This window comes from Shinella sp. 838, from assembly GCF_029623935.1.
Taxonomy (GTDB): domain Bacteria; phylum Pseudomonadota; class Alphaproteobacteria; order Rhizobiales; family Rhizobiaceae; genus Shinella.
This window is the reverse complement of sequence record NZ_JARSBQ010000002.1, coordinates 204,813-226,994: the sequence shown is the minus strand read 5'-3', so window position 1 is coordinate 226,994 and position 22,182 is coordinate 204,813. Positions and strand designations below refer to the sequence as shown.

Sequence of the window (22,182 nt, the reverse complement as noted above, 5' to 3'; positions counted from 1 at the left end):
AGATCCTGCGGGAACGGCAGGCGCTGTTCAATGCATGAGAGGGGTGTTTGTTCCGCTGCGTCACCGTCCAAAAAGAGGAACGGCTACGACGCCTCGCGCAGCTGCTCGGCCGTCTGCAGGTCGACGGAGACGAGCTGGGAGACGCCCTGTTCGGCCATGGTGACGCCGAAGAGGCGGTTCATGCGGGCCATGGTGATGGGATTGTGCGTGATGATGACGAAACGGGTCTCGGTGGAGGCCGCCATCTCGTCCATGAGGTTGCAGTAGCGCTCGACATTGTGGTCGTCGAGCGGGGCGTCCACCTCGTCGAGCACGCAGATCGGCGCCGGATTGGTGAGGAAGACGGCGAAGATCAGGGCCATGGCCGTCAGCGCCTGCTCACCGCCGGAGAGCAGCGTCATGGTCTGCGGCTTCTTGCCCGGCGGGCGGGCGAGGATTTCGAGGCCGGCATCGAGCGGATCGTCGCTCTCGATGAGCTGAAGCTCGGCCGTGCCGCCGCCGAAGAGATGAGTGAAGAGGCGCTGGAACTGCACGTTGACCACGTCGAAGGCGGCCAAAAGCCGCTCGCGGCCTTCGCGGTTGAGGCTCTGGATCGCCGAGCGCAGCTTGCGGATCGCCTCGATGATGTCCTCGCGTTCGGCGACGAGCGCCTCGAGCTTTTCAGTCAGCTCCCGCTGCTCCTCCTCGGCGCGCAGGTTCACCGCGCCGAGCCGTTCGCGCTCCATCTTCAGGCGATCGAGATCCCGTTCGCGCTCGCGCGGATCGGGCAGCGGGCTGCCGGCGGGATGGCCGGTCAGCCGCAGGGCTTCGTGCGGGGCGCAGTTCAGCGCCTCGCGGATGCGCGCCTCGCCCTCGACGCGGCGCTCGCGGGCGGAGACGAGGCGTTCTTCCGCACGGCCCCGGGTCTCGCGGGATTCGGCAAGCTGCGAGAGCGCGGTGGCGGCCGTGCGGTCGGCCTCGCGCTGGCGGTTCTCCGCCTCCTGCAGGGCATCGGCGGCCTCGCGGCGGGCAGCCTCGGCATTGCTGAGGCCGGTCAGGAGTTCGCGGCGCTTGTCCTCGATCTCGTCGGGCGCCTCGGCCAGCTCCTCCATCTCCTCATGCGCCTCGGCTTCGCGCTCGCGCAGGGTCGCGATATGGTTCTCGGCATTGGCGGCGCGGCTCCGCCATGTCTCGCGCTCGGCAGAGATCGACATCAGGCGCCGGCGGCGATCGGCCATTTCGCGGGCAAGCCCGTCATGGCCGGCGCGCGCTTCGGCCAGCGTCGCCCGGTCGGTCGCGACATCCATCGTGTGGGCGCGAAGGCGCAGGTCGAGATCGGCAAGATCGGGCGCCTCCTCCAGCGCCGCACGGGCATCCTCCAGCGAGACGGCGGCCTCTTCCACCTGTGCCTCGATCTGCGCGCCGGTTTCGAAGAGCACCGCCCTGCGGCGGATGAGATCACCGGAGGCCCGTTCGGCCGCCTCCAGCCCCTCGCGTGCCTCGGCAAGGGCGCGGGTGGCGGTGCGCTGGGCCTCGCGCGCCTGCTGCTGGCGCTGCGTTTCGGCACGGATGGTCTCGCCGGCACGCGAAAGGTCGGCTTCCGCACCGCCGAGCGCGGCGCGCGCGTCTTCCATCTCGGCTTCGAGCTCGGCAAGGCGGTTCTTCTGTTCGAGGCGGAGCGCGGCGGCGCTCGGCGCATCGGCACCGGTGACATGGCCGTCCCAGCGGAAGACCGCGCCCTCGCGGGTGACGAGCCGCTGGCCGGCCTTGAGCTGCGGCAACAGGGACAACCCCTCCTCCGCGCTGCCGGCAATACCGATCTGGGAAAGGCGGCGGCCCAGCACGTCGGGCGCACGGACATGATCGATCAGCGCCGGCACGCCCTTCGGCAGGGGTGCGTCGCCGGATGCGTCGCCGGACAGGCGCCAATGAACGGGGGCCGAGTTGTCAGCGGGCGAATCGAGGTCGTCGCCAAGCGCCGCGCCGAGCGCCGTCTCATAGCCGCGGTCGACGTCGACCGCCTCGACGACCGGCGGGAAGGAGCCACCGGTGCTGCCGGCCTCCAGCATGCGCCGGATCGTGCGGGCTTCCGTCTCGATGCCGGCAAGCCGGGCGCGGGCGGTATCGACCGGACCGCGCAGGGCGGATTCGGCAAAACGCGCCTCCTCCAGTGCCTCTTCGACGGCGACGAGCATTTCGCCGGCCGCCTCGAGCACCTCCTCGGCGGACTGCACGGCCGCGCGGCGTTCTTCCGGGTCGGGCAGCGCGGCGATGCGGGCGTCCATCTCCTCGAGTTCACGCGCCTGGGCGGCGTGCTGCTGGCCGAGGCGCAGATGACGTTCGGCAAGGTCGCGAATCGCCTTTTCAAGCTGGTTGCGCGAGGCCTGCGCTTCGGCGCGCTCGGCGGTGACAGAGGCAAGCGCGGCCTCGCTGTCGGAAAGTTTTGCGGCCGCAGCGTCCATCGTCTCGCGGGCGCCGACGGTGCGCTCGTCGGCCTCGGCGAGGATCTCGGCGATCTCGTCTTCCTCGGCGGTCAGGCGTTCCAGCACAGCGGCATTGTCGGCCACCATGCGTTCCTCGCGGATGATGTCCTCGGCAAGCTGGGCAAGCCGGCGTGTCAGCTCGTCACGCCGGCGCAACAGCCGGGCGGAATCTTCTTCGAGCTGCGCGCGGGCGATCTGCAGGCGCTGCAGCGCGGCGGCGAGTTTTGCCTCGTTCTCGCGCAGCTCCGGCAATTTGAGGCTGGCAACAGCCTGCTCCTTGGCCGCCTGCATCTGGGCATTGGCGCGCTCGGCAACGAGCGAGGTCGCCTGGTTGAGCTGGCTGTCGGCCTCGGCCTCGGCTTCTTTCGCCTGCGCCCAGCGGATGTGCAGCAACATCGCCTCATGGCGGCGGATATCGGCGGAAAGCGCCTTGAAGCGGTTCGCCTGGCGCGACTGGCGCTTCAGGCTCTCGATCTGGCTTTCGAGCTGCGAGGTGACGTCGTCGAGCCGTTCGAGGTTGGTTTCGGCGGCGCGCAGGCGCAGCTCCGCTTCGTGGCGGCGCGAATGCAGGCCCGAAATGCCGGCCGCTTCTTCGAGCAGCTGGCGGCGTGCCTGGGGCTTGGCCTGGATGAGTTCGCCGATGCGGCCCTGCCCGACCATGGAGGGCGAGCGGGCACCGGTGGAGGCGTCGGCAAAGAGCAGCTGCACATCCTTGGCGCGCGCTTCCTTGCCGTTGATGCGGTAGATCGAGCCGTTCTCGCGCTCGATACGGCGGGACACCTGGATCTCGTCCTCGCCGTTGAAGGCGGCGGGGGCCGTGCGGTCGGAATTGTCGAGATAGAGGCCGACTTCGGCGGTGTTGCGCGCCGGGCGGTTGCCGGAGCCGGAGAAGATGACGTCGTCCATGCCGGACGCGCGCATGTTCTTGTAGGAATTCTCCCCCATCACCCAGCGCAGCGCCTCGACGAGGTTCGACTTGCCGCAGCCGTTCGGCCCGACGACGCCGGTCAGGCCCCGCTCGATGATGAATTCGGTGGGTTCTACGAAGGATTTGAAGCCGAGCAGGCGGAGTTTGGTGAATTTCATGCGGCGCACCTGCGCGGGATGCCCCTCACCTGCCTGCCGGCATCCTCTCCCCGCAAGCGGGGCGAGGAACGATGGGCTCGCCGTATCCCTCCTTCTCCCCGCCTGCGGGGAGAAGGTCCCGGCAGGGGGATGAGGGGCAACGCAGTCTGATCAATCACAATGCAAAAAGCGGGCGCACGGCTTCCGCCGTCGCCCGCCAGAAATCCGGTCGAAGGGTCAGAGCATGCTGTCGATGAGGGCCGACATGGTGTCAACCGACATGTCCCCCGAATAGCGCTTGCCGTTGATCAGGAAGGTCGGCGTCGCCGCGATGCCGAATTCCTTGGCGCCGCGTTCGCGCACCGCATTCACATCATCCAGAAGCTTCTGGTTCGTCAAGCAGGCCTGGAAGCTCTCCTGTGTAAAACCGGCGAGTTTCGACATCTGCAGCAGCGCCTCGCGGCCATCCTGCGCTGCGGCCCAGGTTTCCTGCTGCTTCATCAGCATGGAGATCATCGGGAAGTACTGCGAGGCGTCCGAAAGCTCGGCCGGGTTCTGCGGCTTGCAGCGCGCCAGCATGAAGGCGGCGGCCGCGCGCGGGTCGAACGGGAACTCGCGCATGACGAAGCGGACCTTGCCGCTGTCGACATACTTCGTCTTGATCGCGTCGAAGGTGTTGTTGTGGAAGGCAGCGCAATGCGGGCAGGTCGTCGACATGTATTCGACGATGGTGACCGGGGCATTGGCTTCGCCGAGCGCCATTTCCGGCAGCGCGCCGGCCTTCATCACTTCCGCCATGTCCACGTCGCCATCGGCGGTGGGCACCTCGACGGACTTCGCCTCGGCGGCCGGCGCCTGGGCGGTCTCGGTCGTCGTGGTCGTCGTCGTTCCGGAGGAGGTGGCCGACGTCGAACTTGCGCTTTCGCCCGTCGTCGTCTGGCTGGTTTCAGGAGCCTTGGCGGTCTCCTCCTTCTTCTCGTCGGAGCAGGCAGCCAGCGTCACGGCGAGCGCCGCAACGGCAACGCCGGTCGCGAGGCGCTTCATCAGGCTCATTTCGGAAAGGGACATGGTCTCTCCTGTCGGGGATGGGAATTCTCGGATCCATTGACGCAAGTCCCAAGGAGGCTGCTTCGCGCATTCCCCGGAATTGCTATGGGCACTCCCGTTATACCTGCTTTGGGGCGGGAACAAGCGGAGTTAAGGCAAGTAACTTCAAAGAATTGTGACCGTTCGATGGTCGAAAGCGAGGCTTTCGGCCGCACTAGCGGCGCCGGCCGAGCACGGCCGTGCCGAGCCGTTTCAGCGCCGCCTTCAGGGCATCGCCCTCGATGCCGTCGACGAGGTCGTCGAGATGGCGGGCGGCCGCGCCGGTCAAAGGGCGCGGCTTCGGCCGGCGGTTGGCATGGGGGCTGACCGGCTTCTGCACGATCTTCATCTGGTTCACGGCCGGAAAGCCGAAGAAGCCGTTGATGCGCTGGATGATTTCGCCCTGCTGGTGGCTGAGGAAGAGCGCGCGGGCGCCCTCGCAGGCGATCGTCAGCACGCCCGGCTGGTGGCCGCCGCCCTCGCCCGCCATTTCGGAGGCGCGGCGCGGCCAGGTGATACGCTCCGGTCGCGTGCATTCGGCAAATTCCGCGCCCGCGATCTCGTCCCACGAGCCGAGCAGCATGGTGTTGATGCCGGCGCGTTTTGCCAGCACCGGGTCGATGAGGCCGTTGGCCACTTCACTGATCTGGACGACGCCTCGCCGATAGCCGCGCCGGGGCGCCTTGCTGGTGTTCACTTGCCTGCTCCCGATCGGGAAAATATTCCTGTTACAGCGAAAAATCGACTTGAAGATCGCCGCCTGCTTCGCCAGTTATAGAGCAATTCCAGCAAAAGTGTGCGAGCGTTTTGCGTCCGGAGCTGTGTTCGCATCATGGGTCGCTTCGACCCCGTTCAGGCCAATCATGACCCAAGCTCCCCGCATCACGGCGCCTGCCGATCTCGTTCTTGCCTGGTATGACAGGCATCACCGCGATTTGCCCTGGCGGGTGAGCCCGCCGATGGCGGCGCGCGGCGAACGTCCCGACCCCTACCGCATCTGGCTTTCCGAAGTGATGCTGCAGCAGACGACGGTGCAGGCGGTCAAGGCCTATTTCGCGCTCTTCACCACCCGCTGGCCGACGGTCACGGACCTCGCCGAGGCCGAGACGGAGGACGTGATGAAATCCTGGGCGGGCCTCGGCTACTACGCCCGCGCCCGCAATCTCAAGAAATGCGCCGAAGCCGTGGCCTTCCAGCATGGCGGGATCTTCCCCGACAGCGAGGACGGGCTGAAGGCGCTGCCCGGCATCGGCGACTATACGGCCGCAGCGATCGCCGCCATCGCCTTCAACCGGAAGAGCGCGGTGCTGGACGGCAATGTCGAGCGCGTCATCTCCCGCCTCCACGCCATCGAAACGCCCCTGCCCGCGGCAAAACCCGAGATGCGGGCGCTGGTCGCCGCCATGACGCCGGCGGACCGGCCGGGCGACTTCGCGCAGGCGATGATGGACCTCGGCGCGACGATCTGCACCCCGCGCCGGCCGGCCTGCGCGCTCTGTCCCCTGAATGCCCGCTGTCGCGTGCTCGGGCACGCCGACCCGGAGCTCTATCCGCGCAAGGCGGCGAAGAAGGCAAAGCCCGTGCGGCTCGGTGCGGCCTTCGTCGCCGAGGACGAGACGGGCGCGGTCTTCCTGCGCAAGCGCGGGGAAACCGGCCTTCTCGGCGGCATGACGGAGGTGCCGGGCAGCGGCTGGACGGCACGGATCGACGGCGAGACCGGCCTTGCCGCCGCACCCTTTGCGGCCGACTGGCAGGCCTGCGGCACCGTCACCCATGTCTTTACGCATTTCGAGTTGCGCCTCTCCATCTACCGCTCCAGGCTGCCGCGCCAGACGCAGAGCGGCGACGGATGGTGGCAGGCCAGGGAAACGCTTGACGGCGAGGCGCTGCCGACCGTCATGAAGAAGGCAATAAAACAGGCCATACCCGACGCGTTTGGACGAACAGCGAGGAAAGCATGAGCAGCATCGAGATCCGACACATCGTCTTCGACATCGGCCGGGTGCTGATCCACTACGACCCGCACATTCCCTATGCCCGCCTCATTCCCGACGATGCCGAACGCAACTGGTTCTTCAGCAATGTCTGCACCCATGACTGGAATCTCGAACAGGACCGCGGCCGCGCCTGGGGCGATGCCGAGGCCCTGCTGATCGACGCGCATCCCGACCGGGCAGAGCATATCCGGGCGTTCCGCAAGCACTGGCACGAGATGGTCTCGCATGCCTATGTCGAGAGCGTCGCGATCATGGAGACGCTGATTGCCGAAGGTCGCGACGTGACCATGCTCACCAATTTCGCCGCCGATACGTTCAAGGAGGCGCGCAAGCTCTTCCCCTTCCTCGACATGCCGCGCGGCGTGACCGTTTCCGGCGAAATCGGCCTCATCAAGCCCGACCTTGCGATCTACGAGAAACACAGGCGCGATTTCGGTCTTTCGCCGGGCCACACGCTCTTCATCGACGACGCCCCGGTCAATGTCGAGGGCGCGCGCCTTGCCGGATGGAACGCGGTGCAGTTCACCGACCCCGAAAAACTGAAGGCAGACCTTGCCGCGCATGGCATCGCGCTCTGAGCAGCAGAGGGTAGAAACCGAAACGCCCGGAGCCAGAAGGCTCCGGGCGTTTTCGCATTTCCGGGACTGAAGGTACGAAAACCGGAAAAGCGATATCCGGCCTGCCCGGCCGGTTGATCGGCCCTGGCTTTCCGCAACGATTTCCGTTGCTTGGCCTGATGTGCTTTCGAAATCACACTAAGCCATTGATGGTTAACATCCGCTGAATCGCGCCAGTGGAAAATCGGGAGGCGCGACCCGAACGGCCCTCCCCCAAAAAAGCCACAGCCCCCGGTGCAGGGAACACCGGAGGCCGCAGCTGGAGAAACGGTAGTTCGGTGCCGGCCTATTCCAAGCCGGCCATGCCGGAGCGCACGACGGCACGCAGCGCATCGATCGGCTTCAGCTCGGCGCCATCGGCATAGTGCCAGAACGTCCAGCCGTTGCAGGCATCGAGCCCCTGCACCCTGGCGCCGACGCGGTGAATGGAGCCGGCGTCGTTGCCCGAGGCGAGCGTACCATCGGCGCGCACGATGGCGCTGTGGCGGCGACGGGCATCGGTGAGCACCGTGCCGGGTGCGATCAGCCCGCTTTCGATCAGCGTGTTGAAGGCAACGCGCGGTTCGGCCTTCTTGCCGCTCATCACCGACAGGGTTCCGCTGCCGAGCGGCTCGACTGCCTCGATGCGCTCGCGGGCCGCGTCGATATAAGCCTGCTCGCGCTCGATGCCGACGAAGTGGCGGCCGAGGCGCTTGGCGACGGCGCCGGTCGTACCGGAGCCGAAGAACGGGTCGAGCACCACGTCGCCGGGCTTGGAGGAAGCCATCAGGATGCGGGCGAGCAATGCTTCCGGCTTCTGCGTCGGATGCACCTTCTTGCCGTCTTCACCCTTCAGGCGCTCACCGCCGCTGCAGATCGGGAACAGCCAGTCCGAGCGCATCTGCACGTCGTCGTTGGCGGCCTTCATGGCGTCGTAATTGAAGGTGTAGCCCTTGGCCTTCGGATCGCGCGTCGCCCAGATCATCGTCTCGTGCGCGTTCTGGAAGCGGCGGCCCTTGAAGTTCGGCATCGGGTTGGTCTTGCGCCAGACGATGTCGTTGAGGATCCAGAAGTTGAGATCCTGCAAGGTCGCGCCGACGCGGAAGATGTTGTGGTAGGAGCCGATGACCCAGATCGTGCCGGCGGGTTTCAGCACGCGCCGGCAGGCGAGCAGCCAGGCGCGGGTGAAGGCGTCATAGGCCTCGAAGGACGCGAACTGGTCCCACTCGTCGTCGCAGGCATCGACCAGGCTCTGGTCGGGACGGTGCAGCGCACCGCCAAGCTGCAGGTTGTACGGCGGGTCGGCAAAGATGACGTCGACGGACTGGTCCGGAAGCGCCTCGAGCGCGGCGACGCAGTCCCCCTTGATGATCGTGTCGAGCCAGCCGCTCTTGCGGGGCGAACGGGAGACGTCTGCAAGCGAAAGGACAGATGGCATTGAATACTCGCTGATACGCTGACTCGGAACTGAACTGGGGCTTATGGTTACCGAAGATGGTTACCAAAGGCTGAAGGGCCTGGAGAAAAAGCCAAATACGTTTCGCAACGGGATTTGCGCGCTTCATTCAAGGAACCGCGAATAGACGCCCCGCCTCGCCCGTCATGAAACAGCATCGCTGAGCCTTGCCGGCGTGGACGGCTGGCGTTTCCAGGGAAAACGGGGAGGAAAGACGTGCGTTTGAAAGCCGCCTTCATGCTTCTGGCGGGGCTTCTTGCCGCCACAGAGACGATTGCCGCCGACAAGACGATGATCGTGCTCGACGCGTCCGGCTCCATGTGGGGCCAGATCGGCGGACGCAGCAAGATCGAGATCGCCCGCGAGACGCTGGGCACGGTGCTGAAATCGGTACCCGCGGGCACCGAACTCGGCCTGATGGTCTATGGCCACCGCGAAAAGGGCTCGTGCAGCGACATCGAGCTGGCCGTGCCGCCGGGCGCGGGCACCGGGGAGGCGATCACATCCTTCGTCTCGGGGCTCAACCCCAAGGGCAAGACGCCGCTGACGCAATCCGTCGAGCAGGCCGCCGACATTCTCAAATACACCGAGGACAAGGCGACCGTGGTGCTGGTGACGGACGGGCTGGAGACCTGCGAGGCGGATCCCTGTGCGCTCGCCTCCGCGCTCGAAAGCAAGGGCGTCGACTTTACCACCCATGTCGTCGGCTTCGGCCTGACGGAAGAAGAAGGCAAGCAGGTCGCCTGCCTTGCCGAAAACACCGGCGGCAAGTACTTCCAGGCATCCGACGCTTCCCAACTCGTTGCCGCGCTGACGGCGACGGTGGCAGAAGCGCCGATGTCGAAGCCGGCCGAGGAAGTGGCGGAAGCCGAACCCGAGCCGGAGCCCGCCGTCACGTTCAACACGGAGTTCGACAGCGTCCTTTCCGAGGGCGGCCCCTCGCTCGGCGACAACGACAATGTGTTCTGGGAAATCTACAAGGCGGATGCGGACGGCAAGCCGGCGGGCGACTACCTGGAGAGCCAGTACAAGGGCAAGTTTTCCGGCAACTATCCGCCGGGCAAGTATATCGCCGTGGCAACGCTGCAAAGCGCGGTCAAGCGTGAGGTGCCGTTCGAGGTGAAGGACGGCGCGGTCGCCAAGCCCTTCATCAACTTCGACGCCGGCCACCTGACGATCCACCCGAAGCGTACGCCCGAGGCTGCCGAGGACGATGCGGACGCGGCCGTGGAGATTGCCTTCGGCGGCTACTCCACCACCTATTACGGCACGGCCAAGTTCTATGCCTCGGCCGGAGACGTGAAGCTGATCGGCAAGATCGGCCCGTCCATCGTGGAGGAGACGGTTTCCGTCAAGGCGGGCGAGACCATCGAGCGCGACCTCGTCATCGGTTCGGGCGTCGTGCTCAACAAGGCGATCTATGCGGAAGGCGGGACGGCGGTGGATTCCGGCAACGTCTTCTTCGAGGTGGTGGCGGCCAACAAGAACATCGACGGCACCCGCAAGAGCATCGCCTACAATTACGGCACCGGCACGAAGCTGGACGTCCCGCCGGGCGAGCACGTTCTGACGGCAAAGCTCGGCTCGGCGACGGGCGAGATCCCCTTCACGATCAAGGCAGGGGAGATGAAGGAGGTCACCGTCAACATCAATGCCGGCGTGCTGGCGATCACCGCGCCCGGGGCGAGCTTCATCGAGATCCTCAGCGCCGCGAAGGACATCCAGGGCAACCAGAAATCCATGTCCTACAATTACGGCGCCGAATGGCAGGACACGCTGCCGCCGGGGGACTACATCGTGGCCGTAAAATACGAGGGCGACGTCGCGCCGAAGCAGGCCAAGGCGACCGTCAAGGCCGGCGAGCGCTCGGAAGTAGCGGTACAGTAGGCGGAAAGCAACCTGCCGGGAAAACAGCGGCGCCCGCCTCCCCCTTTTCGGGCGAGACGGGCGCCGCATCCGTGATCGTACCAGCCGCGCTACGCCGCGTGAAAGGCCCGGCTGTCGTCCGGGGCCTCGTTGCGGTCGTTGAGGCCATAGTCCCTGACGACGCTGGCGATGCGCAGCCGATAGTTGTCGAAGGCGCCGTTGCGGCCGAGGGATTGGGCGGCACGGTGCTGCTCGCTGTTGCGCCAGGCCTTCACCGCCGCCTCGTCGCGCCAGAAGGAAAGCGACAGGAGGCGCGTCGGGTCGGTGAGGCTGCGAAAGCGCTCGATCGAGATGAAACCTTCGCTGCTTTCCAGCAACGGGCGGAGGTCCCGCGCGGTATCGAGATAGAGGTCGATGCGGCCGGGCGCCGGCACCACCTCGAAGATGACGGCGATCATGGCGTCACCCGCGGTGCATGCGGCAGCGAGACGTTCTTCAGGAAGATCCGGTCCTCCTTCAGGATGAAACGCTCGCTGCGGGCGAAATCGTAGTTCTCGCGGCCGAGCGGGTCGGCAGCAAGCCGGGCGCGATAGGCCTCGTAGGCGGCTAGGCTTTCAATGTTGTAGACACCGTAGGCGGTGGTGGCGGAGCCCTCGTGCGGGGCGAAATAGCCGATGAGATCGGCGCCGCACCGCGGGATCGCCTCGCCCCAGTTGCGGGCATAGGCGGCGAAGGCGTCCTTGCGGAACGGATCGATCTGGTAGCGGATGAAACAGGTGATCATGGTCGTCTCCTCGTTCTGGCCTCGTCCCGGATGCAAGAGCGCTCACGCGCCTGCTGGAATTGCCTGTGTTTACGCTGCCCTTTTCCCACATTGCCGAACGCGAATGCTTCGTCTATCATCGAAGTATGAAAGAAGGCCCCGACATTTCCCAGATCGGCGCGCTGATCGGCGATCCCGCGCGCGCCAACATGCTGACCGCGCTGATGGGCGGGCAGGCGCTGACGGCGACCGAGCTTGCAGGCGCGGCCGGCGTCACGCTGCAGACCGCCAGCGCCCATCTTTCGAAGCTGGAGGGCGGCGGGCTGGTCACCCAGCGCAAGCAGGGCCGGCACCGCTATTTCGCGCTCGGCGACGACGAGGTGGGGCTGCTGCTCGAAAACATCATGGGTTTTGCGGCGAACCGCGGGCTGATGCGCACCCGGCCCGGCCCGAAGGACCCGGCACTGCGCAAGGCGCGCGTCTGCTACAACCACCTTGCCGGCGATTTCGGCGTGCGCATGCTCGACCGGCTGGTGGCCGACGGGGATGTGGCGCTTGACGGCGAGGACGCGGCGCTGACGCCCACCGGCGAGGCACGCATCACCGCCATGGGCATCGACGTCGCCGCGCTGAGGACCCAGCGCCGCCCCGTCTGCCGCACCTGCCTCGACTGGAGCGAGCGGCGCTCGCACCTTGCCGGCTCGCTCGGCGAGGCGCTGCTCGCCCGCTTCATCGCCGACGGCTGGGCGAAGCGCGAAAAGGACAGCCGCGCCATCCGTTTCACGCCGGACGGCGAGCGACGCTTCCTGGCACTGTTTCCGGACTAGCCGCCGCATAGCTCGTCTCCGGAATCGGCAATTGTCGCCGCGCGCCCTTTCGTGTAGGGAGACCGCGGCTTCACGGGCGATCCCGCCCCTTCGTTCTACCGCAATTCCCGACGCCCATCCGCGTCCCGCCCCTTGCGGGCAATTGCGCCATTGAAAGACGGTTTGTCATGGACGGTTTCGACCTCATCATCTTCGACTGCGACGGCGTTCTGGTCGATTCGGAAATTATCGCTGCCGAGGTTGAATCGGCGCTTCTGACCGATGCGGGCTATCCGATCAGCGTCGAGGAGATGGGCGAGCGCTTTGCCGGCATGACCTGGCAGAACATCCTGCTTGCCGTCGAACGCGAGGCCGACATCCCGCTCTCCGCCTCGCTGCTCGACAAGTCGGAAAAGCTGCTTGATGCCCGCCTCGCCCAGGAGGTGAAGGTCATCGACGGCGTCAAGCTGATGCTCTCCCGCATCCGCAAGCCCTATTGCATCTGCTCGAACTCCTCTGCACCCCGCCTCGACATGATGCTCTCGAAGGTCGGTCTGCGGGAGGTCTTCGGCCCCTATGTCTATTCGGCCAAGGACCTCGGCGCCGACCGCGTCAAGCCGAAGCCGGACATTTTCCTGCACGGCGCCAAGCAGTTCGGCGCGAACCCGGCCAACACGCTGGTCATCGAGGATTCCGTGCATGGCATCGCCGGTGCGCGCGCCGCCGGCATGCGCGTCGTCGGCTTCACCGGCGCCTCGCACACCTACCCCTCGCACGCCGATCGCCTCACCGAAGCCGGCGCCGAGACCGTGATCTCGCGCATGAGCGAACTGCCGGACGTCATCGCGGCGCTTGCCGAATGGCAGGAAGCGATCTGAGCCGATTGCATCCAGGAACAAAAAGGCCGCGGAAGCATGCTCCCGCGGCCTTTTTCATTCCCTCCGGCCGGAGCCGTCATTTCGTGTTGTACGGGCCTTCGTCGAAGCCGACATAGACCTTGGTGAAGCCGCCGGAACCACCGGGCAGCGCCACGTCACCCTTGGTGAAGATGAACTGGCCGGCGTCCGTGTTCACGGCATACTGGACGAGTTCGGAATAGAGCGTCGTCTTGCCGTCCGTGGCGGCGACGCGGATCGGCACATTGACCGTTCCCCCGCTGCCGGCAGGGCCGGACACGACGCGCCCCTGCACCATCACGGTCATGACGAGCTGGTTCTGGTTCAGCACGCACTGGCGGGTCGAGTCGGCGAGCGTCACCTGGTAGAGCAGCTTCTGCGGATCGTCCTTGGCGCCCTTGGCGTAGCGGCGCATCACAGCCGTGCCGTCGCGCAGATAGACCTGCGGGCACGAGCCCTGCACGACGGCGGTGCCCGTCTGCTGCTGGGTGGCCGTCTGTACGCCAGACGGATCGCTCGTCACGCCGAGATCGGCGGGCTTGTCGGTCTGATTGCAACCGGCGACGACGGCGAGAAGGGATATGCCGAGAAAGCGGCGGATATTCATTCCAAACACGATACTGTAACCCCTGCGATCAGGCCCCGCCCCCGGCGTGCAAGCCTTTCGGAACTCTTTTACGGGCCTTTTCACGACCCTAGGCGATGGTCTATAGCAGCGACGTGGCGAAAAATCGATTGTCGATTGAAACCGCCCGCAGAATTTCGACACGGCCCGTTTCACGCCGGAGCGGGCAGAATGCAACGGCATTGCCACGATCTGCCGCAAAGTGACCCGCGGCCTTGCGTGGCCTTTCGCTAGACTGGGCGACAGAGCATTGGTACGAAGCGACAGTCGGTTCCTGCGATTTTTGTCGCTCGAAATCATCAACCTTCCCAAGGACGTATGAACGTGGACTATGTTTCGACGCGGGGCGAGGCCCCTTCCCTCGGCTTCTCCGATGCGCTTCTGGCGGGTCTAGCCCGCGACGGTGGCCTCTATGTGCCGCGTGAATGGCCGAGCTTCTCCAAGAAGGAGATCCGGGCGCTGCGCGGCAAGTCCTACCAGGAGATCGCCTTCACGGTGCTCTCGCCCTTCGTCAAGGGCGACATCCCCGCAGACACGTTCCGCACGATGATCGACGAGGCCTATGCGACCTTCCGCCATCCGGCGATCGCGCCGCTGGTGCAGACCGGGCCGAACTCCTTCATCATGGAGCTCTTCCACGGCACGACGCTCGCCTTCAAGGACGTGGCGATGCAGCTGCTCGCCCGGCTGATGGACCACGCGCTGGCGACCCGCGGCGCGCGCGCCACCATCGTCGGCGCCACCTCGGGCGATACCGGCGGGGCGGCGATCGACGCCTTTGCCGGCCGCGAGCGTACCGACATCTTCATCCTCTTCCCCGAGGGCAAGGTCTCGCCGGTGCAGCAGCGCCAGATGACGACCTCCAAGGAAAAGAACGTCCACGCGCTTGCCATCAAGGGCAATTTCGACGACTGCCAGAACCTCGTCAAGGCGATGTTCAACGACGTGAAATTCCGCGACCGGGTACAGCTCTCGGGTGTCAACTCGATCAACTGGGCGCGCATCATGGCCCAGATCGTCTACTACTTCACCAGCGCCGTGGCGCTGGGCGGCCCGGACCGGAAGATCTCCTACACCGTACCGACAGGCAATTTCGGCGACATCTTTGCCGGCTATGCCGCCAAGCGCATGGGCCTGCCGATCGACAAGCTGATCATCGCCACCAACGAGAACGACATCCTCGCGCGCACGCTGAAGACCGGGCGCTACGAGATGAAGGAGGTGAAGGCCACCACCTCGCCATCGATGGACATCCAGATCTCGTCCAACTTCGAGCGCCTCTTGTTCGAGACCCATGGCCGGGATGCCGGCGCGGTACGCCGCGCCATGGAAAGCCTCAAGCAATCCAGCGCCTTCGACATCGGGGAAAAGGCGCTGAAGGCGATCCGCAAGGATTTCCGCGCCGGCCGCGCGTCCGAAAAGCAGGTGGCTGCGACGATCAAGGATACGCTTGCCGAGACCGGCTATCTGCTCGATCCGCATTCGGCGATCGGCGTCTTCGTCGCCGCCAAGCACGAGAAGCCCGGCGCACCCATGGTGACGCTCGCCACCGCCCATCCCGCGAAATTCCCCGCCGCAGTAAAATCGGCCAGCGGTATTGACCCGGCGCTTCCGACGTGGCTTGCTGACCTCATGCAAAGGGAGGAGCGGTTCGACGTCCTCGATGCGGAGCTCGATGCGGTGGAAGACTTCATCGGGAAACACACGCGGGTTCGAGGCTAGAAACGCAGAAAGTGCGCAGGATGAAAGTTGAGTGCACCCGGCTTCAATCCGGGTTGACCGTGGTGACCGAAAACATGCCGCATCTCGAGAGTGTCGCTCTCGGCGTGTGGATCAAGTCGGGGTCACGCAACGAAACCACGGACGAGCACGGCATCGCCCATCTTCTGGAACACATGGCCTTCAAGGGGACGGAGCGTCGCTCCGCCCGCCAGATCGCCGAGGAAATCGAGAATGTCGGCGGCGAGGTCAACGCCGCCACCTCGACGGAAACCACCTCCTACTACGCCCGCGTGCTGAAGGACCACGTCCCGCTCGCGGTCGACATCCTTGCCGACATCCTGACGGAATCCGTTTTCGACGAGGAAGAGCTCCGCCGCGAGAAACACGTCATCCTGCAGGAAATCGGCGCGGCGAACGACACGCCCGACGACGTGGTCTTCGACAAGTTCTCCGAGGTCGCCTATCGCGACCAGATCATCGGCCGCGCCATTCTCGGCACGCCGGACTCGGTGCTGTCCTTCTCGCCCGGCGAGATCCGCTCCTATCTCGACCGCAACTATACGACGGACCGCATGTTCGTCGTGGCGGCCGGTGCCGTTAACCACGAAGACTTCGTGCGCCAGGTCGAGGACCGCTTTTCCTCACTTCCGACCGCACCGAAAATCTCGCCTGTCTTCGAACCGGCCCGCTATACCGGCGGCGACATCCGCGAGACGCGCGACCTGATGGATGCGCAGGTGCTGCTCGGCTTCGAGGGCAAGGCCTACCATGCCCGCGACTTCTACTGTTCGCAGATCCTCGCCAACATCCTCGGCGGGGGCATGTCCTCGCGCCTCTTCCAGGAGGTGCGCGAGCACCGGGGCCTGTGTTACTCGATCTACGCCTTCCACTGGGGCTTTTCGGACACCGGCATCTTCGGCATCCATGCCGCGACCGGCGGCGAGAACCTGCCGGAACTGATGCCCGTCATCTTTGACGAGCTGAAGAAGTCCTCCGAGACGATCCACCAGCAGGAAATCGAGCGCGCCCGCGCGCAGATCCGCGCCCAGCTTCTGATGGGTCAGGAAAGCCCTGCAGCCCGCGCCGGCCAGATCGCCCGCCAGATGATGCTCTACGGCCGCCCGATCCCCAACGAGGAGCTGATGGAGCGCCTTGCCGGCATCACCATCGAGCGCCTGACGGACCTTGCCGGCCGCCTGTTCTTCGATACCGTGCCGACCATCTCGGCCATCGGCCCGCTGGAGCATCTCGTCTCGACCGGCGACATCACGCGTTCGCTGTCGCGCCAGGCCCTTCCAGACCGCGCGGCGAGCTGAGGAGACCATCTCCCACAACTGCCGGGAAAACTTCCGGCAGCGGTGTCGGAACGGAGATGGCGTGTCCGTCCTTGTCCTGAAACGGAAAGGAGATGGACCATGGCCGACCTCGTTCTCACGACCTTCGACTGGGTGCCCGAAATGCCGCGCGGCTTCGTGCGCGACCTGCGCGTGCGCTGGGCACTGGAGGAGGCCGGATTGCCCTACCGTGTCGAGAGCGTGCCCTTTGGCGACCGCAAGGCCGGGCACCTCGCGCACCAGCCCTTCGGCCAGGTGCCCTGGCTCGTGGATGGCGACATCTCGATCTTCGAGACCGGTGCGATCCTGCTCCATCTCGGCGAACGCAACGCGGCCCTGATGCCCACCGATCCGCGCGGCCGGAGCGACGCCATCAAGTGGCTTTTCGCGGCACTCAATTCCGTCGAGATGGCGAGCCTGCCTTGGGCCCTGCTGATGTTCGCGAACGTTCCCACAGGTTCACCCTCGCGCAAGCCGCTCGACAGCTTTCTCACGCTGCGGCTGCAGCGCATGGAAGCGGTCCTTTCGGAACGTGAGTGGCTGGCCGGCCGCTTCTCCATCGCCGACATCGTGATGGCGGACGTGCTTCGCCTCGTCGAACGCTTCGGCGGGCTGGTGGAGTATCCGGCCTGCCATACCTACATGACCCGCGCCACCGCTCGTCCTGCCTTTGCCAAGGCCCATGCCGACCAGATGGCGCATTTCGCGGCGGCGGACTGAGTGGCGGGGCACGTCAGGATACAGGGATCAGCATGCTTAAGGTCATCGCACAGGATTTCATTCGCCCCGAGGCAGTCGATATCGTCCGGCCGCTCTACCGGGAGCTCGCCGAGCTCACCCGCCGGGAGCCGCTGTGCATCAGCTACGATCTCTTCACGGACCAGAAGGATCCCGGCCACTTCGTCTTCATCGAAACCTGGCCGGACCGCGCGGCGCTGGATGTGCACTGCGCCACCGAACACTTCCGCCGCCTCGTCCCGCAGATCGACGCCCACCAGCGGGAAAAGGGTACCTATATCTTGATGGACGGCTTCGATCCGGCCGGCTGAAATCGGAAAGACGGGAAAACCATGCAGAAAATCGCCGCGATGCTCGAACGCGCCCAATGGGCGGAAAAGCCCGACGTCTGGCAGGGCGAGTTCGAAGGCCAGACCTTCGGCACCGACGTCTCCGTCGTGTTCTACACCACGGACGAGATCGGGCGCGGCCCGCCGCTCCACCGGCATCCCTATGACGAGATCTTCATCGTGCGCCAGGGCCGTGCGCTCTTCACGGTGGGCGACCGGCAGCTTGAGGCAAGCGCCGGGCAGATCGTCTTCGGGCCGGCCAATGTGCCGCACAAGTTCGTCAATCTCGGCCCCGGCCGGCTGGAGACGACGGACCTGCATGTGACAGCGGTGTTCGCCCAGGAGGATCTCGAGTAGCAGGCATTCACGGGACCATGCAAAAAATGCATGCCTACGCTGCAAGCATATGCATTTTTTCCGGGCACGCGATTGTTTATATCATTGGCAACACAAAGGAGTTGACCAATGAACATCTTCGCAAAGCTCAAGAAGAACGCTGCCGACCGCCGTGCCGTCCGTGAACTCAACGCCCTCGACGACCGCGCCCTCCAGGACCTCGGCATCTCGCGCTCGAACATCCAGTCCGCCGTCAAGGGCCTCGTTGTTTTCGGCTGAGCCATCCGGCAGGAAAGCCGGGCGCCAGGCCTGATGACGGGGCGCGCTTGATGAAGCGCTCGAACCGGTCGTCCCGCCCTCACCGGAAGGTGGAGCGCCGATGGCTTTGAAGACGCAACCCGCCGCAAGGCGGGTTTTGTTTTTTCGGGACTTTTCCCGCCACGCCGAGGCCCCAGTCCCCCCGGACCATTTGACGCCGGTGAGCCTCTCGGCATAATCTTGTCCGACAAGGCACGCCACGCATCGGCGCGCGCGGAGGGCGAATGGCACGGTCGGTTTTTCGGTTTCTGTCCCGGCAGTCCGACACCGTGGAACTTGCCGACGATCGGCACCTCCTGCGCCTGCCCCGCTTCCAGGACTACCGGCAATGGTATCAGCTGCGCTCGGAAAGCCGCCGCTTCCTTGAGCCGTGGGAGCCGACCTGGCGCAACGACGAGTTGACGGAGAGCGCGTTTCGCGCCCGTGTTCTCAGAAATGAACAGGAATTTTCCTCCGGCCAGGCCGTGCCGCTCTTCGTGTTCGCGCGCGAGGAAAAGGCGCTGCTCGGCGGGCTGACCATCGGCTATATCAGGCGCGGCGCTGCACAATGCTGCATGATCGGCTACTGGATGGGCGAGCGGCATGCCGGCCAGGGCCATATGCATGGTGCCCTGAAACTGGTCATACCGTATATCTTTTCGAGCCTTCAGTTGCACCGTATCGAGGCAGCCTGTATTCCAGACAATCAGAGAAGCATCCGTCTCCTTGAAAAGGCCGGCTTTCGGCAGGAAGGCTACCTTCGGGAGTATCTGAAGATAAACGGGGAGTGGCGCGACCACGTGATGTTTTCGCTTCTGGCGGCCGACAGGCGGCCGTAGGCGGCACCCGGGGCGCGACAGGACTGGGCAGACCTAAGGACCATGCAGTTTCAATGAAGCCTCTATCCGTGCCGCAAACGCTGCATGCCAGCCGGTTGCTCGCTCTCATCCTTCTGGCCACGATGCTCCTTTCCGGCATGATGACGGGACGCGCCTTTGCCGTCGAACCCGTCAAGATCTCCCGTGACGACACCGCGCTCGACCTCACCGCCACCACGGAAATCTATACCGGCCGGGGCGAGGCCTTCCAGGTCTCCACGGCACCCGGAACGGACGGCATCGTGCGCCGCATCGAGGTGCGCGCCACCTCGCAGGACCATCAGGGCGACTGGGCCGTCTTCGCGCTCGCCAACGTCTCTGAAGAGCAGATCGACCGCCTGATCGTCGCCCCGCATTTCCGCCTCGTGCAGTCGAAACTCTTCTGGCCGGACCTTGGGGCAAAGCGCATCATCTCGATCACCCCGAGCGAAGGCTTCGCGCTCGACCGCCAGCCGAGCGACGAGGCGGACGTCTTCCGCATCACGCTCAACCCCGGCACGGTCGTCACCTTCGTCGCGGAGCTGGCGACGCCCGATCTGCCGCAGATCTATCTCTGGGCGCCGGATTCCTACAAGGACACGGTCAACGCCTTCACGCTCTATCGCGGCATCGTGCTCGGCATTGCGGGCCTGCTCGCCGTCTTCCTCACCATCCTCTTCGTGGTGAAGGGCACCTCCATGCTGCCGGCGACGGCCGCGCTCGCCTGGGCCGTGCTCGGCTATATCTGCGTCGACTTCGGCTTTCTGTCCAAGCTCATCAGCATCACCGCGGGGGACGAGCGCATCTGGCGCGCCGGCACGGAGGTGTTCCTCGCCGCAGGCCTCGTCGTCTTCCTCTTCACATACCTGAACCTCAACCGCTGGCACGCGCATCTTTCCTATGCGACGCTCGCCTGGATTCTTGGCCTCGGCCTGCTCTTCGGCGTCGCGATCTACGATCCGCCGATCGCTTCCGGCATCGCCCGTCTCTCCTTCGCCCTGACCGGCACGGTCGGCATCGTGCTGATCGCCTATCTCGGCTTCAACCGCTACGACCGCGCCATCCTGCTCGTGCCCGCCTGGGCCCTCATCCTCGTCTGGCTGTTCGGCGCCTGGCTGACGGTGACGGGACAGCTCAACAACGACATCATCCAGCCGGCGCTCGGCGGCGGCCTCGTGCTGATCGTGCTGCTCATCGGCTTCACGGTGATGCAGCACGCCTTTGCCGGCGGCGCCTACAGCCAGGGGCTGTTCTCCGATCTCGAGCGCCAGTCGCTGGCGCTGACGGGCTCCGGCGACACGGTCTGGGACTGGGACGTGGCACGCGACCGCGTCGTCACCATCCCCGACATCTCCATCCAGCTCGGCCTCGCGCCCGGCGTCATGCACGGCCCGGCGCGCAACTGGCTGCCGCGTCTGCATCCGGACGACCGCGACCGTTTTCGCGCGACGCTGGACGTGCTCCTGGAGCACCGCAAGGGCCGGCTCAACCATCAGTTCCGCGTGCGCGCCGAGGACGGCCACTATCACTGGCTCGCCATCCGCGCCCGGCCGGTGCTCGGCGCGAACGGCGAGATCATCCGCTGCGTCGGCACGATCATCGATATCACCGAACAGAAGAACTCCGTCGACCGCCTGCTGCAGGACGCCCTGCACGACAACCTGACGGGCCTGCCGAACCGCCAAGTCTTCCTCGACCGGCTGCAATCGATCCTGTCACTCACCGCAAGCTCGGACACTGTGCGCCCGACGGTGCTGACCATCGACATCGACCGCTACAAGCAGGTCAACGACGCGCTCGGCATCGCCGCCGGCGACAACATCCTCATCGCCCTCACCCGGCGTCTGCGCCGCCTCCTGAAGCCGCAGGACACGCTGGCACGGCTTGCCGGCGACCAGTTCGGCCTTATCCTGATGTCGGAGCGCGACCCTGCCAAGGTCGCGGATTTCGCCGATGCGGTCAGCAAGGCGATCATGGTGCCGATCAATTTCGGCGGCCGCGAGATCATCCTGACCGCCTCGATCGGCCTCGTCTCCTGGGTCGACCAGCAGGAAGACGCGCCGGGCCTGCTCAACGATGCGGAACTGGCCATGTACCGGGCCAAGAAGGGCGGCGGCAACCGCGTCGAACCCTTCCGTCCCGCCTTCCGCACCTTCGGCGCGGATCGCCTGCAGATCGAGACGGACCTGCGCCGCGCCATCGAGCGCAAGGAACTCTCGCTCGTCTATCAGCCGATCGTCCGCCTTTCCGATGCCGAGATCGCCGGCTTCGAGGCGCTGATGCGCTGGGACCACCCCAAACGCGGCAACATCTCGCCGACGGAATTCATCCCGATCGCGGAAAGCTCCGACCTTATCAACCAGCTCGGCCTCTTCGCCTTCGACAAGGCGGCGAGCGACCTGATGGACTGGCAGCTCCAGACCGGCGACCTGCCCGTCTTCGTCTCGGTCAACCTCTCCAGCGCCCAGCTCCTCAACAACGAACTCTACAACGACGTGCGCGCCGCGCTCGCCAAGACGCGCTGTGCGCCGGAAAAGCTCAAGCTGGAACTCACCGAATCCGTCGTGATGGAGAATCCCGAGCAGGCCCGCCTGATCCTCACCAAGTTGAAGGACGTCGGCCTCGGCCTCGCGCTCGACGATTTCGGCACGGGCCATTCCTCGCTCTCCTATCTCACCCGCTTCCCCTTCGACACGATCAAGATCGACAAGGCGCTGGTGCGCGACGGTTCCGACAAGCGCACCGTGCTGCTCCGCTCCGTCATCTCCATGGCGCGGGAACTGGAAATGCAGGTCGTCGCCGAAGGCATCGAGTCCGAAGAGGACGCGATCGAACTCGGCAATATGGGCTGCGAATTCGGCCAGAGCTATCTCTTCGGCCCGCCGATCGGCTACGATTCCGTGCTGCGGCTGCTGAAGGAGCGCTTTCCGCTGATGAAGCGGGCATAGACG

Annotated in this window: 20 protein-coding genes; 13 read left to right on the top strand and 7 right to left on the bottom strand. The window is 65.5% G+C overall.

Annotated features, from left to right (window positions below; translation table 11 throughout):
- Window positions 1–83: 83 nt before the first annotated feature.
- The 3 genes from P9A16_RS08695 to P9A16_RS08685 all read right to left on the bottom strand — a co-directional run bounded on the left by P9A16_RS08695 (window position 84) and on the right by P9A16_RS08685 (window position 5,310).
- Window positions 84–3,548: a chromosome segregation SMC family protein gene (locus tag P9A16_RS08695; protein WP_024271222.1), complete on the bottom strand. Its 3,465-nt coding sequence runs from the start codon at window positions 3,546–3,548 to the stop codon at window positions 84–86.
- A 216-nt stretch (window positions 3,549–3,764) separates the two neighbouring features.
- On the bottom strand, window positions 3,765–4,595 hold the full coding sequence (locus P9A16_RS08690) for a DsbA family protein (protein WP_023516535.1): 831 nt from the start codon (window positions 4,593–4,595) through the stop codon (window positions 3,765–3,767).
- A 193-nt stretch (window positions 4,596–4,788) separates the two neighbouring features.
- On the bottom strand, window positions 4,789–5,310 hold the full coding sequence (locus tag P9A16_RS08685; RefSeq protein ID WP_023516536.1) for a DUF721 domain-containing protein: 522 nt from the start codon (window positions 5,308–5,310) through the stop codon (window positions 4,789–4,791).
- 166 nt (window positions 5,311–5,476) lie between these two features.
- On the opposite strand from P9A16_RS08685, the gene mutY reads away from it, so the two are divergent.
- Both mutY and P9A16_RS08675 read left to right on the top strand, forming a co-directional pair.
- Complete coding sequence (mutY, locus tag P9A16_RS08680; protein WP_023516537.1) at window positions 5,477–6,574, top strand: A/G-specific adenine glycosylase; 1,098 nt, start codon at window positions 5,477–5,479, stop codon at window positions 6,572–6,574.
- Complete coding sequence (locus P9A16_RS08675; RefSeq protein ID WP_023516538.1) at window positions 6,571–7,188, top strand: HAD family hydrolase; 618 nt, start codon at window positions 6,571–6,573, stop codon at window positions 7,186–7,188. The genes mutY and P9A16_RS08675 overlap by 4 nt, the downstream gene beginning before the upstream one ends.
- Before the next feature lie 325 nt (window positions 7,189–7,513).
- On the opposite strand, the gene P9A16_RS08670 is transcribed toward P9A16_RS08675, so the two are convergent.
- Window positions 7,514–8,644 (bottom strand): site-specific DNA-methyltransferase, encoded by a 1,131-nt coding sequence (locus P9A16_RS08670; RefSeq protein ID WP_023512584.1) that lies wholly within the window; start codon window positions 8,642–8,644, stop codon window positions 7,514–7,516.
- Between the two features lie 234 nt (window positions 8,645–8,878).
- On the opposite strand from P9A16_RS08670, the gene P9A16_RS08665 reads away from it, so the two are divergent.
- Complete coding sequence (locus P9A16_RS08665; protein WP_023512585.1) at window positions 8,879–10,549, top strand: vWA domain-containing protein; 1,671 nt, start codon at window positions 8,879–8,881, stop codon at window positions 10,547–10,549.
- Window positions 10,550–10,638: 89 nt separating this feature from the next.
- Here the strand turns inward: P9A16_RS08665 and P9A16_RS08660 are convergent, their stop codons facing one another.
- A complete protein-coding gene (locus P9A16_RS08660; protein ID WP_023512586.1) occupies window positions 10,639–10,986 on the bottom strand; it encodes an antibiotic biosynthesis monooxygenase family protein in 348 nt (115 codons plus the stop codon).
- Entirely contained in the window at window positions 10,983–11,312 is a 330-nt protein-coding gene (locus P9A16_RS08655) for an NIPSNAP family protein (RefSeq protein WP_023512587.1), read from the bottom strand. The genes P9A16_RS08660 and P9A16_RS08655 overlap by 4 nt, the downstream gene beginning before the upstream one ends.
- A 125-nt stretch (window positions 11,313–11,437) precedes the next feature.
- Here P9A16_RS08655 and P9A16_RS08650 point away from each other — a divergent pair, with 125 nt between their 5' ends.
- Together P9A16_RS08650 and P9A16_RS08645 are read left to right on the top strand one after the other, a co-directional pair.
- The gene (locus P9A16_RS08650) at window positions 11,438–12,118 is read left to right on the top strand and encodes an ArsR/SmtB family transcription factor (protein ID WP_037408675.1); all 681 of its coding nucleotides are present in this window, start codon (window positions 11,438–11,440) and stop codon (window positions 12,116–12,118) included.
- Window positions 12,119–12,285: 167 nt separating this feature from the next.
- A complete protein-coding gene (locus P9A16_RS08645) occupies window positions 12,286–12,975 on the top strand; it encodes an HAD family hydrolase (protein WP_023512589.1) in 690 nt (229 codons plus the stop codon).
- Between the two features lie 76 nt (window positions 12,976–13,051).
- Here the strand turns inward: P9A16_RS08645 and P9A16_RS08640 are convergent, their stop codons facing one another.
- On the bottom strand, window positions 13,052–13,609 hold the full coding sequence (locus P9A16_RS08640; RefSeq protein ID WP_371260045.1) for a hypothetical protein: 558 nt from the start codon (window positions 13,607–13,609) through the stop codon (window positions 13,052–13,054).
- 327 nt (window positions 13,610–13,936) lie between these two features.
- Here P9A16_RS08640 and thrC point away from each other — a divergent pair, with 327 nt between their 5' ends.
- From thrC to P9A16_RS08600, 8 genes are all read left to right on the top strand, one after another.
- Complete coding sequence (thrC, locus tag P9A16_RS08635) at window positions 13,937–15,340, top strand: threonine synthase (RefSeq protein WP_197032944.1); 1,404 nt, start codon at window positions 13,937–13,939, stop codon at window positions 15,338–15,340.
- Window positions 15,341–15,360: 20 nt separating this feature from the next.
- Window positions 15,361–16,656 (top strand): M16 family metallopeptidase, encoded by a 1,296-nt coding sequence (locus tag P9A16_RS08630; RefSeq protein ID WP_023512592.1) that lies wholly within the window; start codon window positions 15,361–15,363, stop codon window positions 16,654–16,656.
- Window positions 16,657–16,755: 99 nt separating this feature from the next.
- Window positions 16,756–17,394, top strand: coding sequence for a glutathione S-transferase family protein (locus tag P9A16_RS08625; protein WP_023512593.1), 639 nt, complete (start codon window positions 16,756–16,758; stop codon window positions 17,392–17,394).
- Between the two features lie 32 nt (window positions 17,395–17,426).
- Complete coding sequence (locus tag P9A16_RS08620; RefSeq protein ID WP_023512594.1) at window positions 17,427–17,723, top strand: putative quinol monooxygenase; 297 nt, start codon at window positions 17,427–17,429, stop codon at window positions 17,721–17,723.
- Between the two features lie 21 nt (window positions 17,724–17,744).
- On the top strand, window positions 17,745–18,098 hold the full coding sequence (locus tag P9A16_RS08615; RefSeq protein WP_023512595.1) for a cupin domain-containing protein: 354 nt from the start codon (window positions 17,745–17,747) through the stop codon (window positions 18,096–18,098).
- Window positions 18,099–18,206: 108 nt separating this feature from the next.
- Window positions 18,207–18,356 carry a DUF1127 domain-containing protein gene (locus P9A16_RS08610; RefSeq protein WP_023512596.1) on the top strand — a complete coding sequence of 50 codons (150 nt, stop codon included), beginning with the start codon at window positions 18,207–18,209 and terminating at the stop codon, window positions 18,354–18,356.
- Window positions 18,357–18,619: 263 nt separating this feature from the next.
- The gene (locus P9A16_RS08605) at window positions 18,620–19,213 is read left to right on the top strand and encodes a GNAT family N-acetyltransferase (protein ID WP_023512597.1); all 594 of its coding nucleotides are present in this window, start codon (window positions 18,620–18,622) and stop codon (window positions 19,211–19,213) included.
- A 122-nt stretch (window positions 19,214–19,335) separates the two neighbouring features.
- Window positions 19,336–22,179, top strand: a complete 2,844-nt coding sequence (locus tag P9A16_RS08600; protein WP_371260047.1) for an EAL domain-containing protein — start codon at window positions 19,336–19,338, stop codon at window positions 22,177–22,179.
- The last annotated feature ends 3 nt before the right edge of the window (window positions 22,180–22,182 follow it).